The organism is Proteus hauseri (assembly GCF_004116975.1).
GTDB lineage: Bacteria > Pseudomonadota > Gammaproteobacteria > Enterobacterales > Enterobacteriaceae > Proteus > Proteus hauseri.
In genome coordinates, this window is record NZ_CP026364.1 from 2151898 (window position 1) to 2166787 (window position 14890).

Annotated in this window: 11 protein-coding genes; 2 read left to right on the forward strand and 9 right to left on the reverse strand. The window is 38.2% G+C overall.

Annotated features, from left to right (window positions below):
• Nucleotides 1–50: 50 nt before the first annotated feature.
• The 5 genes from PH4a_RS09900 to PH4a_RS09920 all read right to left on the reverse strand — a co-directional run bounded on the left by PH4a_RS09900 (nucleotide 51) and on the right by PH4a_RS09920 (nucleotide 2592).
• Entirely contained in the window at nucleotides 51–443 is a 393-nt protein-coding gene (locus tag PH4a_RS09900) for a DoxX family protein (protein ID WP_064718918.1), read from the reverse strand.
• 184 nt (nucleotides 444–627) lie between these two features.
• Nucleotides 628–933, reverse strand: a complete 306-nt coding sequence (locus tag PH4a_RS09905) for a YqjK-like family protein (protein WP_244212871.1) — start codon at nucleotides 931–933, stop codon at nucleotides 628–630.
• Nucleotides 914–1324, reverse strand: coding sequence for a phage holin family protein (locus PH4a_RS09910; protein ID WP_129039464.1), 411 nt, complete (start codon nucleotides 1322–1324; stop codon nucleotides 914–916). The genes PH4a_RS09905 and PH4a_RS09910 overlap by 20 nt, the downstream gene beginning before the upstream one ends.
• 6 nt (nucleotides 1325–1330) lie before the next feature.
• A complete protein-coding gene (locus PH4a_RS09915) occupies nucleotides 1331–1636 on the reverse strand; it encodes an ElaB/YgaM/YqjD family protein (protein ID WP_064718920.1) in 306 nt (101 codons plus the stop codon).
• Nucleotides 1637–1926: 290 nt separating this feature from the next.
• The gene (locus PH4a_RS09920) at nucleotides 1927–2592 is read right to left on the reverse strand and encodes a DedA family protein (protein ID WP_064718921.1); all 666 of its coding nucleotides are present in this window, start codon (nucleotides 2590–2592) and stop codon (nucleotides 1927–1929) included.
• 725 nt (nucleotides 2593–3317) lie between these two features.
• Here PH4a_RS09920 and sstT point away from each other — a divergent pair.
• Nucleotides 3318–4571, forward strand: a complete 1254-nt coding sequence (gene sstT, locus PH4a_RS09925; RefSeq protein WP_129039466.1) for a serine/threonine transporter SstT — start codon at nucleotides 3318–3320, stop codon at nucleotides 4569–4571.
• A gap of 122 nt (nucleotides 4572–4693) precedes the next feature.
• Here sstT and PH4a_RS09930 read toward each other — a convergent pair whose 3' ends face one another.
• Nucleotides 4694–6712 carry an NADPH-dependent 2,4-dienoyl-CoA reductase gene (locus PH4a_RS09930; protein WP_129039468.1) on the reverse strand — a complete coding sequence of 673 codons (2019 nt, stop codon included), beginning with the start codon at nucleotides 6710–6712 and terminating at the stop codon, nucleotides 4694–4696.
• Nucleotides 6713–6981: 269 nt separating this feature from the next.
• On the opposite strand from PH4a_RS09930, the gene PH4a_RS09935 reads away from it, so the two are divergent.
• On the forward strand, nucleotides 6982–7398 hold the full coding sequence (locus PH4a_RS09935; RefSeq protein ID WP_129039470.1) for a DoxX family protein: 417 nt from the start codon (nucleotides 6982–6984) through the stop codon (nucleotides 7396–7398).
• A 136-nt stretch (nucleotides 7399–7534) separates the two neighbouring features.
• Here PH4a_RS09935 and PH4a_RS09940 read toward each other — a convergent pair whose 3' ends face one another.
• The 3 genes from PH4a_RS09940 to PH4a_RS09950 form a co-directional block, all read right to left on the reverse strand.
• Complete coding sequence (locus tag PH4a_RS09940) at nucleotides 7535–10333, reverse strand: M16 family metallopeptidase (RefSeq protein WP_129039472.1); 2799 nt, start codon at nucleotides 10331–10333, stop codon at nucleotides 7535–7537.
• On the reverse strand, nucleotides 10323–12032 hold the full coding sequence (locus PH4a_RS09945) for an ABC transporter ATP-binding protein/permease (RefSeq protein ID WP_129039474.1): 1710 nt from the start codon (nucleotides 12030–12032) through the stop codon (nucleotides 10323–10325). The genes PH4a_RS09940 and PH4a_RS09945 overlap by 11 nt, the downstream gene beginning before the upstream one ends.
• 63 nt (nucleotides 12033–12095) lie before the next feature.
• The gene (locus PH4a_RS09950; protein WP_129039477.1) at nucleotides 12096–14840 is read right to left on the reverse strand and encodes a TonB-dependent receptor; all 2745 of its coding nucleotides are present in this window, start codon (nucleotides 14838–14840) and stop codon (nucleotides 12096–12098) included.
• Nucleotides 14841–14890: the final 50 nt, after the last annotated feature.

Below are 14890 nucleotides of genomic sequence, written 5' to 3' on the forward strand. Positions count from 1 at the left end.
ATAAAAAAAGATCCCCTAAGGGATCTTTTTCTTTTTATTCGTTGGTGAGATTACCAGTTTTTATTTAAAACGCGATCTAAGCTCCATTTACCAGGGCCGGTTACGACGAAGAGTAAATATCCACCTGCGATAGTTAAGTTTTTCATAAACATTAACTGATTCATACCTTCAGCAAAATTACTATGGAATAGCAAAGCCGTTAAAATAGTAAATACGCTGGTAAAGATAGCTGTAGTACGAGTTAAAAAACCGAACAAGATTGCAAGACCACCGCCTAATTCTAGTAAGATAGTTAACGGTAATAAGAAGCCAGGAACACCCATTGCTTGCATATATTGTTGTGTACCTTCATAAGCTTCAATTTTTCCGTAGCCTGCGCTAATAAATAAAATAGGCATTAAAATACGGGCAATTAATAAGGCAATGTCTTCAAATTTTTTCATGTTGTTTATTCCTAATTAAACTCTATATATTCGCAATGTATATCGATTTGTATTGTATTTTCGGCGGTTATTTTTCTATTTTTAGATTTAATAACCACTACTAGGTTGTGAGGTATACAATAGTGTTAATTGATAAAAGAGGATATTAAGAAGAATTAACATTCTTAAACAAAAAAATTGATGTTCAATCTGGGTTTTTTTTGAAGGACTTTTGAATGGTTCGAATTAGGCCAATTGCACCAAGAGTACGTCTTCCTAACTGTATGATTTTACTTGAGTGTTTTATGCTATAAAGAGAAACAAGACTGGCACCAATTAATAATGCTGGTTTTAAAGAAATCAATATTCGCCATGCTTTATCATAAGGTTCCGTCACATCCAGCCACACTTGGGTGCTTTGCCCTAAATCAGAGCGCTGCTGCTGAATTTTATTCAACAACAGCTTTTTGCGTCTTGCTAATATGCTGTTCTTACTTGGTTTGCTCATCATGATATTGCTCCAAAAGGCGCTTATCTAATTCAAGTTGCTGACGAGTATCGCCTAATAAAGTGGAATTACGTGACTTTCTCAATGTCATGATCGCCCCAATTAAGGCACCAATAAGCAGTACAGCAGTTGTAATTGCTAAAGCATAAATTCGATATTCTGGATCAATGACCCAAAAGATAAGAATAAGTAGGCTCATTAAGCCAAATGCAGTAAGCAGAAGGGTTATTCCAGCCATTAAAATAAGCTGGATTAGTGTAGTTTTTTCTTCTTCTAATTCAACCGCAATTAAGCTTAAGCGAGTTTCTATCATTCCAATAACGATAGTGCCTATACGGCTTATAGAAGTCAGAACCCCTGATGCGGGGCCCTGTGGTCGTTGAGATTCACTCATGGTGTATTAACGTTTAGCGAGTAAAACACCAAGAACAACACCAACTGCAGCACCGATACCGATACCTGTCCATGGATTTTCACGCACATAGTTATCAGCTTTACCAGCCATTTCTTTGGTATTATCAACTAACTCACGTCCAGCATCACTGAGTTTTGCACGAGAGCCTTTTAATGCAGATTCTGCTTTTTCTCGTAAGCTTTGTAACTCTTCTTTGGATTTATCAGTTGAGGAGTTCAGTACTTCTTCTAGAGTATCAGCAAGAGATTTCAATTCACTACGCAGGTCTTCACTTGAACGTTGATGAGACATATGCAACTCCTTAATAGAAATGTGATGGTATATTTATAACCATAGACCACTATTGTACATTTATAAAATAAAATAGTGACTTATTTCGATATAATAGAGAAAAATCTTAATGCGAAAGTTACGGTAGAAATCATTTATGTAGATTGTGAAGAGATAATATAAGCAGACGTACAATGAAAACAAAAATAACAGCCTGTTCTATAAAATAAAACAGGCTAGTTTACATTTTTATATTTTATCTGCTGTGTGATTAATAATGGATAAATCAGCAAAAGAATAAGTAAAACTCTCTAAAGTTTACTCTGCTTTCCTTTCTTTTTAATTACCACCCAAATGCTGCCAATTAAGCCCATCACTAATAAGAAAACAGGCAACAACATAAGAATATTCATCAAATGATGCTCATATTGGCGAAATAGCGGGCTGTTGCCTAATAGATAACCAAGGCTTGTTAATATACCCACCCATAAAAAACCACTTAACCAATTAAAGATCTGAAAGCGTGTATTGTTTAATCCAGCAAGACCCGCGATGGTTGGTAATAGCGTTCTTACAAAGGCTAAAAAACGACCAACTAATAATGCCGCTAAACCGTGGCGGTGAAAAAGTCCATGAGCACGTTGGTGATAATGTTCTGGTAAATGTGATAGCCAACTTTGTACTAATCTGGTATTTCCCAACCACCGTCCTTGAAGATAACCTAACCAGCAACCCAGACTGGCTCCTGCGGTAAGAATAAGTAAGGTTAATGGAAAATCCATCGTTCCTTTAGCAATCAACACACCCACTAAAATTAATAAGCTATCTCCTGGTAAGAAAGCAGCGGGTAATACTCCGTTTTCTAGGAATAGTATGGTGAATAATAATATATAGATAATCCATATTAATGACGGATTAGCGAGGGTTTCGTAATCTTGGTGCCAAAGCGCCAAAAACAGCTCTCTTACGATTTCCATATAAAAGGCTTCCTAAAACTGAGTCATTTGGGGGTAAATATAAAACCGAGGGGTGGTGTAACACCCTTTACCCGTTTTCCACATCGTAGGGTCTATTTTTAATTGTTTAAAACAGAAACACTCTAACAAAATCAGTAAAAACTAGACAGAAAATTTTTTCATCATTTCTTTATACAACCCATTCATTGGTATTGAATATTTAGAAATAGACACTCATTCTCTTTTTGAGTTCAGGATACATTATTTTAAATAGCTAACCTTAAGATTATGAAATAACGAAATGATGAAAATCATTTCGTTATTTAAATGAATGGATAACGAAGATTTGGCTAAATCAGAGAATGAAAATAAAACATTTTCTCAGTTTTAAACTTAGCTCAATAGCTTATTTTTTGTTCTTTTATACCTATTGATGTTAGTTATTATGTTAATAAAAAATATCTTCAAATAGTATTTAAAGTAAATCAGATAATTAGTAGTAAAAATACCAACTGATGGAATGTTAGATAACTTACTGATAATAATAATTTCTTTCATTTGCATATGGTATGCTAAAAAGAACAAAACCCTATTATGATCACATATATGTTATTTTATTGTTAACAATAACGGTTAATGCTGTATATTTTGCATAATCAGCTTTTCAGCACGCTTCAATTCCTTATACTGGCAATGCAAACACACATATTGCTTTTTTAAATATTATTTTAAGTAATGGAATAACTATGGATAAACAACAATCCAGAGTCTTCAGCCTGTTTTTTCAGGGGAGCCTCGTCAAACAAATACTTGTCGGTTTAGTTGCAGGGATCTTACTCGCTTGGTTAGCACCTGATATTGCTAAAATGATGAGTTTATTAGGTAGCTTATTTATTAGTGCATTGAAAGCTGTTGCCCCTATCCTTGTTTGGGTACTGGTTATGGCGTCAATTGCCAATCATCGTCAAGGGCAAAAATCAAATATACGTCCTGTGCTAGTACTATATCTTTTGGCAACCTTCTTTGCTGCATTAACAGCGGTAGTAGCAAGTTTTATGTTTCCATCTGTTTTAACGTTGGTAGTGAATGAATCACAATTGACACCACCTGAAAATATAGCTGAAGTACTAAAAGGCGTATTAATTAATGTGGTAGCTAACCCTGTAGATGCTTTAATTAACGGTAACTATATGGGTATTTTGGCATGGTCTATCGGTTTAGGCATCACATTACGCCATGCTAATGATAATACTAAAGTTCTTGTTCAAGATTTAGCTGATGCGGTGACTAACCTAGTGCGAGTGGTTATTCGCTTAGCACCTATTGGGATCTTTGGTTTAGTTTCATCAACTATTGCAACAACAGGCTTTGAAGTTTTAGCTGGATATGCTCAAGTTCTGGTTGTATTGATTGGTTGTATGTTCTTCGTTGCGTTAGTTGTTAACCCAGTCATCGTATTTTGGAAAATCCGCAGCAATCCTTATCCATTGGTTTTTGCCTGCTTACGTGAAAGTGGTGTTACTGCATTCTTTACGCGTAGTTCAGCCGCAAATATTCCTGTGAATATGGCGATGTGTCGTCGTATGAATTTAGATGAAGACACTTATTCAGTTTCGATTCCACTTGGTGCAACCATTAATATGGGGGGGGCTGCAATCACTATTACTATTTTAACATTAGCTGCAGTTAATACTCTGGGGATGCCGGTTGATTTACCTACAGCGCTGTTATTAAGTTTAGTTGCGGCAATTTGTGCATGTGGTGCATCTGGAGTTGCTGGTGGTTCTTTACTGTTAATTCCATTGGCATGTAGCATGTTTGGTATCAGCAATGATGTTGCAATGCAAGTTGTTGCTGTAGGTGTGATGATTGGAGTGTTACAAGATTCAGCAGAAACAGCACTTAACTCATCAACAGACGTCCTTTTTACCGCTGCGGCATGTATCGCTGAAGATAATCGTATTATCGATAATCCATTAACAGAAAAAAATGATGGGTAAAAATAAGTAGCAGTAAAAAGAAAAAGGGTAGACAGGAAAGCAGTAAAAATAATAATTAATAAAAAACGAGAACCCCACATTGTTTTGCAATGTGGGGTTTCTTTTGCAGCGAGCTTAGCTAACTAAATAGCAATAGCTAATTCAGTACCTTGTCGAATTGCTCGTCTTGCATCTAATGCGCTGGCATCTTTTGCGCCGCCAATAAGATGTACCTTTCTTTGTGCTGTTTCTAAAACAGAAAGCAGAGGGTGATAAGCACGTTGTCCAGTACATAAAATAATAGTGTCAGCAGGAATAAGTTGTTGTTTTCCTTCGTGTTCAACAATTAAGCCTTCATTGGTTATTTTTCGATATTGGCAATGGGTGATGAATTTCACACCTTTTTTCTGTAGTGTTAAGCGGTGTATCCAGCCTGTGGTTTTTCCTAGACTTAGGCCTATTTTTCCTTCTTTACGCTGTGTCATAACTATATTTTTGCGTGCTTCATGTGAAGGTTTTTCTGGTGTTAATCCTCCACGATAAGAAAGTGTCGGATCAATTCCCCATTCTTTATAAAAGGCACATGGACTTAAGCTACTGCATTGCCCTTTTTGGCTAAGATATAATCCAGTATCAAAACCTATACCACCGCTTCCAATAATAATGACATTATCACCCGTTGGCTGATGAGATTTAAGTACATCAAGATAGGTTTTTACTAACGGTTTATCTCTGCCCTCAATATCAGGGAGATGAGGAGTAACACCACTGGCTAAGATAATTTCATCAAAATTTTCAAGATGATTAAGTGTTGCTTCAGTATTATTTTTAACGATAACACCAGTTAATTGAAGTTGACGTTTGAAGTAACGTAAGGTTTCTTGAAACTCCTCTTTACCCGGTATTTGACTTGCTATTTTTAGCTGTCCACCAATTTTTTCTTCTTTTTCAAACAGTGTGACATGGTGCCCCCGTTGTGTTGCTGTAATAGCAAAAGCAAGTCCTGCGGGGCCTGCACCAACAACGGCAAGTTTTTTCGGTTGTGTGGTTGGAATAATTAAAAGCTCAGTTTCTCGACATGCAAAAGGATTGACTAAACAAGAGGCAACTTTCCCTGAGAATATTTGGTCAAGACAGGCTTGATTGCAGGCAATACAGGTATTTATCTCATCTTCTCTTCCTTGCTGTGCTTTTAATATAAATTCAGCATCCGCAAGGAAAGGGCGAGCCATAGATACCATATCGGCACAGCCTTCAGCTAAAATAGCTTCAGCTACTTGTGGTGTATTAATACGATTGGAGGTAATGAGTGGAATATTGAGCTTTCCCATTAATTGCTTGGTGACATTAGCAAATTGCCCTCTTGGTACCATTGTTGCGATAGTTGGAATTCGTGCTTCATGCCAACCAATCCCCGTATTAATTATAGTTGCGCCTGCTTTTTCTACCGCTTTTGCTAGATAAAGTACTTCAGTTGCATCAGCGCCTTCTTTAATTAAATCCAACATAGAAAGGCGGTAAATAATAATAAATTTTTCACCTACAGCTTGTTTTACACCTTCAAGAATACGCAGTGCAAAACGACAACGATTTTCGATATTGCCACCCCATTGATCGCTTCGTTGATTAGTATGACTAACTAAAAACTGATTAATTAAATAACCTTCAGACCCCATGATTTCAACGCCATCGTAGCCCGCTTGTTGTGCTAATTGGGCACAACGAATGTAATCATCAATAGTTTGTTCAATTTGTTCATGGCTCATTGCTTGAGGCATAAAAGGTGTTATCGGGGATTGAATAGCACTGGGTGCAACAAGTTTTGGTTGATAGCTATAGCGACCAGTATGCAAAATCTGCAGGGCAATTTTTCCCCCATGACGATGTACCGCTTCAGTCACTATTTTATGCGTAGCTAGCTGTTGTTCTGAAACCAGTGTCGCGGCGTGAGGTAATAAAACCCCTTGGGTATTTGGTGATATGCCACCAGTAACAATTAAGGCAACACCCGCGGCAGCGCGTTGAGCATAAAACTGTGCAAGTTTAGGTGCATCTTTGGGATCTTCTTCTAAGCCTGTGTGCATAGAGCCCATAAGTACGCGATTTTTAAGTACAGTAAACCCCAAATCAAGGGGTGCAAACAGATGAGGATAGTGTGCCATCAGATACCTTTCTTATACTGGTCAGATGAGATATCTATAGCATAACGAGAACTTTGCGATTAAGAGTTCATTATGTTAATAAGTTGTGATCTTAATCATGGAAAAGGTGAATTGTGGATTGCTAATAGATAATAATCTAAGTAACCGATTAATCAGAACAAAGAATGATAATAAAAATCACACTTATTCATAAATTTTCATCATATAATGGTTAATACCTATTATTACGTATTTATAACACACATCAATTCCTTGATTTTGGAGAATCTATGATTAATAAATTTAATCAGCTCGTTAACCATCCTGACTTAGGTAAGTTTATATTACGTGTTTCTCTTGGTGTTTTAATGCTGCTGCATGGGATCCATAAAATGGAGCCCGGTGGATTAGCTGGTATTCAAGGTATGTTGGCGAGCTTTAATCTACCTGCTTTTATTGCTTACGGTACCGTAATTGGCGAGGTTGTTGCGCCTATTTTATTGATAATTGGTCTATTTACGCGAGTTTCAGCTTTTGTATTAGCAGGCACAATGTTTGTTGCGGTGCTAATGGTTCATTCTGGCGATTTATTTGCGTTAAATCCTAAAACAGGTGGATGGGCACCTGAAAGTGCAGGGTTTTATTTATTTGCCGCCATTGCCGTGATGTTTTTAGGTAGTGGTCGCTTCGCCGTACGAAAAGATTAATATTATTAATAATCAATAAAATTGAATTAGTTTATTATAACTTAGTTAAATTAGATGAATAAACGCCCAGTTCACAGAATGACTGGGCGTTTTTTATAGAGATTAAAAGGACTTATTAAAAATGAGTCGGTTATCTTTATTTTTGGTTAGCGGGTGTCAATTTAAATATTTTCTCATTTTCACCTAACCATTGGCGAGCAACTTGGTTAATGTCGTTTACACTTAGTGCTTTGATTACCGTAGGATCCGTTAATAAACGCTGATATTGCTGATCATCGGTTGCCACTTGTGCCAGCGCATCAGTCCAATAACTCGCACTGTCATTAACTTGTGAGTTCTCTGTTAGCCACATATTTTTCGCTTCTTGTAACTCTTTATCTGTAATACCTGATTGTTTTATTTCACTGATAACCTTGCGAGCAAGCGCGATAAGTTCATCAGCACGCTCTGGTGAGGCAGTAAAGTTTAAACGGCCAGTATAGTAGCTAGTTGGCACTTTGGTTAACATTTCAGAAAAGCTAAGAGAGTAAATTCCACCCGCACGTTCGCGCAGATTTAAACGTAGACGTTGACTAACAACCGTATCAAGCAAATTAAGTGCTAACACTTGCTGTTGTGACCATTGCGCAGGCGCAGCATATTGAATGCTGATCATACTCTTATCACTACTTGCGATAGGGTAGGTTTTGCTAAATGAAGTGAGTTTCGGGTTAACGGCAGGATCAGCCCAGAAAAGACGTTGTGATGAACGTAGCGGAAGGCTTGCAATCCAGCGTTCGATTAATGGCTTCACTTGGTTAAGATTTACAGGCCCACTGATAACCAAAGTCATATCAGCAGGTTGTCCTAAAATCATTTGGTTGGTTTGTTGTAGTTGTTGAGCTGTAAATTGATTCCAAGCGCCTTGAGGCGAGACGACTAAGCGTTCACCATTTTGGTAACTCTCTTTATTAATGTTATCTAAGAAAGTGCGCTCTACAGGTGTTTTAGAAAGGCCTAGTGCCATCGCTTGTTTTTGTTGCTCTAATTTTTCCCCATTAAATTGTGGCGCGGTAATTTTTAGATGCATCAATGTGAGCAAGGTTTCTAATTCATCAATCGGTGCTTCGCCACGAAAACCGTGAAATAACAGTTCGCTATAAGGACGTAAACTAATTTGATGCTGCTTAGTAAAGAGTGATAACTCTCTAGCGTTGTAATTACCATACCCGCTGACCTCTGGTAATTTTAACGCCCATTGCACCATACCTAAGCTCTGTTTTGTCTCAAGTGAAGTACCACCCGGAATACGCAATGAAACCTGAATATTATCTGTGAGATAATTATCATTTTTTACAATCACTTTAACGTTGTTACTTAGTGTCCACTCTTGAGTTTTTTCTATCGGTAATGATTGAGTTGAAACAATAGATCCTGTTAATTCAGGGGTGATATCTAAGGTAACGGCTTGTGTTTTTAAATTGAAGGCGCCGGGATTTGATTGCCTAATTTCTTGCCAGCGTTGTGTTGCTTGTGTGGCATTAAATAGAGCCGAATCATTGTCTGGGCCAATAACAGCAACACGTGGAGACGCTTGTTTCAGATATTGAGCAAAGTAATCAGCCAGCGTTTCTGGGGTAACTTTATTGATTAATTGATAGCTTAAATTCAGCATCTGCTTTTTAGTTTGAATAGGCATGTCTAATTCAATAGCAGTGGTGATTTGATTGGCTAAATAATCATGTTCATAGCGCTCTTCACCCGCAGCTTGCTGACTTAAACGTTTTAACATCGCATTACGTGCGTTATCTAACTCTTCTTGAGAAACAGGCACAGAGGCTAAACGTTGAACTTCAGTGAATAAAATATCTAACGCGCCTTGATAATCGCTACCTTTTGGATGAGCAATCATTAGTTGTTGTGAACGGCGTGGATCTAGCATTGCACCTTGGGTGTTAGCACTGACAGATGCAATTAAACCATTATCAACGATGGTTGAAAAACGTTGATTTAAAATGGATAACCATAGTGAATCCATTAAATCTTCATATTGGCCTTGGCGGCTGTTTAATGGGGCAGGCAATGTGCGTTGCAAACTAAACTGTAAAATACGTGAGCCTTGTTCTTTATCGAAGATAGTTTTAACTAACAAATCTTTATGATCGATAAAGTTGTGCCATGACGGATCATCAATACCTTTATTTTCACTGTTCTTAGCGTTAAATAGCTGTTTAATATCAGCAATAGCATCACCTTGGTTAAAATTCCCCACCAACACTAACGCCATTCTTTCAGGTTGATACCATGTATCGTAATAGCGTTTAGCATCTTTCACATCGCCTTGTTTTACGATATTAAGATCACCTATCGGATCACGAGAAAGATAGCGGCTACCGTAATAACGGAGTTCTTCTAATTGGCGATTAATACGAAAACCGATACCTTGGCGTAAACGCCACTCTTCAACAATAACCGGACGCTCTTTATCAAACTCGGCGGGATCAAATGTCATTTCAAAAGCCCAATCGGATAAGATTTTTAATCCCGTTTTAATTTGCACGGGATTTGCATTGGGCAGCGAAAGTTTATAGGTTGTCGCATTTAAACTGGTTGCGGCGTTAACATGGCTACCTAGTTTCATACCTAAACTTTCTAATTGTTTAAAGCCAGTAGTGCCAGGAAAATGGGTTGTACCTTTAAATGCCATATGTTCAGTAAAATGAGAAAAACCAAGCTGTTTTTCATCTTCTTGTACTGAACCGCTTTTCACTAACAGACGCATCTCTACGCCAGTTTGTGCGCGTTGTAGTAAATAGACATCTAACCCATTATCGAGGGTAAAATGGCGAACATCGGGGCGCAGTGATAGCGCATTATTATTTTGTTGAGAAGGCGCGCCAGCAGCGCACCCTAACAGTGAAAGACTGATAGAGATTATCAGTAGATTACGAGACATATTCGCTAACTCCAGCAGATTGAGAGGTGGATGCTGTTGGTGCTTTCAGTGAAATCACATTATCTGCAATTGCATGGGTGAATCGTTGGTGACTAACAAGTGCAATACCCGCATGAGGTAAGTGTTGTTTTAACCTTTGCAGCATCATGAGAGCATTTTGTTCATCAAGTGCTGATGTGGTTTCATCTAATAAAATTAAATCAGGTTTGTTGAGTAATAAACGCGCAAAAATAAGGCGCTGCTGTTCACCACCAGATAATCGAGTCGTCCAATCTGTTTCAAGAGATAGCTGATTTTTGATCTTATCTAATCCCACTAATTGGAGTGCGTGTTGATACTCTTGTTGAGTAAACTGATTAGTCTGACAAGGGTAAGCAAGTAAACTATCTAAACGAGAATGGGGAAGATACATTCGTTGTGGGATCCAACTGATATTGGCTGAGCGTGCTATATCACCTTTAAAATAAGGCCAATGGCCGCTTAATGCTCTTAATAGAGTTGATTTACCTAAACCAGAACAACCTTCAATCACTGCGAGTTCGCCTGCATTTACAGTGATATTGATATCTTTAATTAATAAGCTTTCATCTTGCATAAATAATGAAAGATTGGCTTTTAATCGCGTTTTAGTGTCGTTTAGCTCACTGACTTGTGGTTCATGATCATGTTCTAGTAGCACCACAAAGTTATATAAACGAGTAACAGTGGCTTGCCATGCCGCAATCTCTTTATAAGAGAAAATAAACCAGCTTAATGCACCTGCAACACTGGCAAATGCTTGCCTTAATTGCATTAAACCACCTAGCATTAATTCGCCAGCTAGGAATTTTGGTAAGGCAAAAATAATCGGTGCCATTGCTGTTGCTTGTTGATAGCCCACAGTAAAAAATGACAAGTTTCTTTCATAACGAATAAGGCTATTCCAGTTACGAATAACCCCTAAAAAGCGGCCCATAAGTTCGTTGCGATCACTACTTTCACCACGCTGACCTGCAATTGCATCACCATGCTGTTTACGAGTGATTAGTGCTGTACGATAGTCAGCCTCTTTACGTTGTTTATCCATATTGATTTTACGTAGTGGCGAACCAATAAGTTGTGTAACAGTAATACCAATAATGGTGTAAATGATACAAGCCCAGAACATATAGCCGGGCACTGTCCATTCACTGCCACCTAATGAGAATGAAATGGCACCCGATAAAGACCATAAAATGGTAGCAAAAGAGATAAGCGTGAGTAACGAGTGTAAAAAAGTTACTGTTAAACGCATTGTCGATTCAATGAGTAAACGAATATCTTCTGCAATACGTTGATCCGGGTTATCAGGCTCTTGAGAGGTTAGTCTCAGCATATAGTGTTTACTGTTTTTAGATAACCAACGATTGAGGACTTGTTCTGTCATCCCTTCACGCCAGCGAATGATCATTTTTTGGCGTAAATAATCGCCCATAACGACCACAGTAATTAAACCGGCAATAATCAACACGAATTGCTGAAGAAGTTTATATAACGCTTGTCCATCGAGTTGCTGTAATGCGTTATAAAAGCTTCCATTCCATTCATTCATTTTGACGTTAAACCATACAGATGAAAGGGTTAACGTGAGTGATACAATCAACAGAAACCAGCAGGAAAGGGCGGCACGCCGCCCCCAAAAAGGTGAAACTAAATAGAAAAATTGTTTTATTGTTTTCATTGCTTATTGGTCATATTTTTATTGTTTATCGACTTGGTTGCTCACATTAACTTCGTCAATTTATTAATAGTCGTAATTCACCATTAGCCAGAATTGACGGCCTGGTTCATAAGATTTGTACTCGATATTCTGATAGGTTAAGTGATCAGCAACGTTCTTGGTGTTTAGCACGTTGTTCACTTCAACTGAAACCCCTACACCGTAGGCAAATTCAGGTTTCCAGCTTGCTTTGGTATCCCAAGTAAAGCGGCTGCTAAATTTTTGTTTTTTATAGGCATAAACATAACCTTCAGAGGTGTTAACAGGGGCACCGTTATTGGTTTTTTCTGCTTGTGTACGCCAGCTATTCCATTGTAAGCGGTTATACCAAGTTACATTCCAATCATCCCAAACACTGGTCAGTTCAGCCGTTACTTTAAATGGTGAGTTAAAATTACCAGATGGTAAGTCTTTGGCGTTAATTAGCTGTCCGTTATACAACACTTTGTTGTAGTTAACATTTTGTGTATTAGGATCGAATTGAGCGTAACCTGAGTCTTTTGGTGTGTTGGTTTTACTTTGTTGCCAGCTTAATGATGCATCAAAAATATGGTATGCATCTGCTAATTCCCAAGGTTGAGTATTTTTAACAGATAAAGTCACGGTATCGTGAGAACTGCGTCCTCGGTTGTTAAATTCACGAATGTTCAGTGCTTCAGGGGTGTTTGCATCTGGATACTTGGTATCACTACGAACTTCGTCACGACCTTCACGATGAACATACTGTAAGCGCCATGTAGTAGATGCGATTTCTTGCTGTAACCCTAAGGTAATTTCATCGTTATAAGGTGTTTTTAATGAATCCACTCCATCAAAGTCAGTTCGATTAAACCAAGCATTATCCGAGCAATCCATATAGCAATGTTGTAAGCCCGCATTTTGCGCACCATAAAGTGCATAGGTAAGCATTGAACGGCCGTAATAGCGGTTAACACCACCAATAGCTAATGTTTTGCCTGTTCCCCAAATATCATAAGTGCCGCTGAGTCGTGGTGAGATGTTATTTTTTTGAACAAAATCATCACGATCTAAACGTACACCAGGACGCAAGGTTAAACGCTTATATTGAATATTATCGTCAAGATAAATAGAGTAATTGGTGTAAGTTGCATCATGGGTGCCTGAAAGATAACGAGTTGTTTGTGTTAACGAACCCATCCATTCATCGTTCCATGTAGAACCAGAATAGCTATAGCTGTAATAATCTTTATCACGAATATATGCGCCTTTAGTACGGCTGATTTCAAATCCAGCTGTCGGTTGGTGGCTCACTGCTCCCCATTCAACGGGATCAAAGCGCATTACACTTTTGGCGCTATAGGTTTTTTGAGTACTCTTCAGGTCGCCTTGACCACCACTACTAATTTGTTCTGGGTGTTGCCAATCGGTGTAGTCTTTTAGAATGATAAAATAGTTTTGATCACTAGTACGTCTATCTTCGAGATCTTGATAACTTGCTGTTAATTCTAATGTTCCTAAATCAAGTTGGTGCTTATAAAGCGCAGTAAAACTTAATCCGTTGTGTTCATTATCATAACCTGAGTTATAAACAGAACTTGAGAATAAATAGCTATTATAACGGGCAATATTACTTGATAAATCAAAGGTTTGTTTTTCTGAGATATTCCAAGAATATTTTAAAAAGTAGTTATCTGAAGTACGAGTTTGATCACGATAATGTGGTGTTTGCTCAATTTGTTCTAATTCGCCATCAGGAGTATGTATGATCCCACCTTCAGCACTCACCATCATCGGAATTGTTGATTCTCGACGAGATGCAGAAAAAATCAGCCCGGTATTTTCCGTTAAACCTGTTTCAAACCAGCCACCAAAGTTTTGTTTATCGTATTTTTTCTGAAAACGAGCTGGGTTGCTGTAATCGTTATTAGCAGTATCAAAATTAAGTTTTGGATCGGTAAAAATGTTATTCCAACTTGAGCGAGTGGTGCGGTAGTAAGCATTACCATGGGTTTCACCAGACCAACGACGGCTCTGAACTTCCACAGTACCGCCTGTAAAACCACCAAATTCAACCGGAATGTTGTTATCGTAAACCGTTACGCTGTCAATTAAGCGGCTATCAAGGTACATCCCTTGTTCATCACTAGAAATTTTAGTATTGGTTTCACCTAAACCTGAATTTGCTGGGTCAAAATCATTGTTAAAACTGACGCCATCAAGTTTGTAGGAGTTTTGGTAGCTACTCGAACCATGAATAGAAATACGAGAAGGTTTAATTTCACCCTGATTCATTGAAGTGCTGTCGTTATTTGAAAACTGCACTGCGGGGTTACTTTTTAGTAAATCAGTAACGTTACCATCGCCCGTATTTCGTTGTTTTATCTCTTCCGCTGAGATGTATTGCGGTGCTGATACTACGTCAGTAGAAGGGTGATAAGTGCTACCCACTCCTGTGACCTGAACTTCAGGAATAATAATCGTGTTAGTCGTTGCTAAAGGACGAATAACAAATCCACTTCCTTGTGGAATAATTTCCATACCACTGCCGATCAAAAGCTTTTGTAGCGCCGTTTGAGTTTCAAACTGACCCGAAAGTGCTGGAGCACGTAGATTTTTAATTGCATTGGCATCAAATAAGATTTGCACTTGCCCTTGCTTGGCAATAGTGCTGAGTGAATCTGCCAAAGATTGTTCTGGCAAAGCCACAGAAACGGTAGATGCATAAGCGCAAGGCGCAACGATGGTGGTACTCATTAGCAATGCTAGTAAAGATCTCTGTAGGATCCTTTTTTTGTTATTCATACTCATTTCACCAATCCCATTCACTAACTTAATAATTGTTGTTATTAGAGATGAGG

Coding starts and splice junctions, on each gene's coding strand:
- PH4a_RS09900 (WP_064718918.1), bottom strand. CDS start 443: ATGAAAAAATTTGAAGACATTGCCTTATTAATTGCCCGTATTTTAATG.
- PH4a_RS09915 (WP_064718920.1), bottom strand. CDS start 1,636: ATGTCTCATCAACGTTCAAGTGAAGACCTGCGTAGTGAATTGAAATCT.
- PH4a_RS09935 (WP_129039470.1), top strand. CDS start 6,982: ATGATTAATAAATTTAATCAGCTCGTTAACCATCCTGACTTAGGTAAG.
- sstT (WP_129039466.1), top strand. CDS start 3,318: ATGGATAAACAACAATCCAGAGTCTTCAGCCTGTTTTTTCAGGGGAGC.
- PH4a_RS09950 (WP_129039477.1), bottom strand. CDS start 14,840: ATGAGTATGAATAACAAAAAAAGGATCCTACAGAGATCTTTACTAGCA.
- PH4a_RS09905 (WP_244212871.1), bottom strand. CDS start 933: ATGATGAGCAAACCAAGTAAGAACAGCATATTAGCAAGACGCAAAAAG.
- PH4a_RS09945 (WP_129039474.1), bottom strand. CDS start 12,032: ATGAAAACAATAAAACAATTTTTCTATTTAGTTTCACCTTTTTGGGGG.
- PH4a_RS09920 (WP_064718921.1), bottom strand. CDS start 2,592: ATGGAAATCGTAAGAGAGCTGTTTTTGGCGCTTTGGCACCAAGATTAC.
- PH4a_RS09910 (WP_129039464.1), bottom strand. CDS start 1,324: ATGAGTGAATCTCAACGACCACAGGGCCCCGCATCAGGGGTTCTGACT.
- PH4a_RS09940 (WP_129039472.1), bottom strand. CDS start 10,333: ATGTCTCGTAATCTACTGATAATCTCTATCAGTCTTTCACTGTTAGGG.
- PH4a_RS09930 (WP_129039468.1), bottom strand. CDS start 6,712: ATGGCACACTATCCTCATCTGTTTGCACCCCTTGATTTGGGGTTTACT.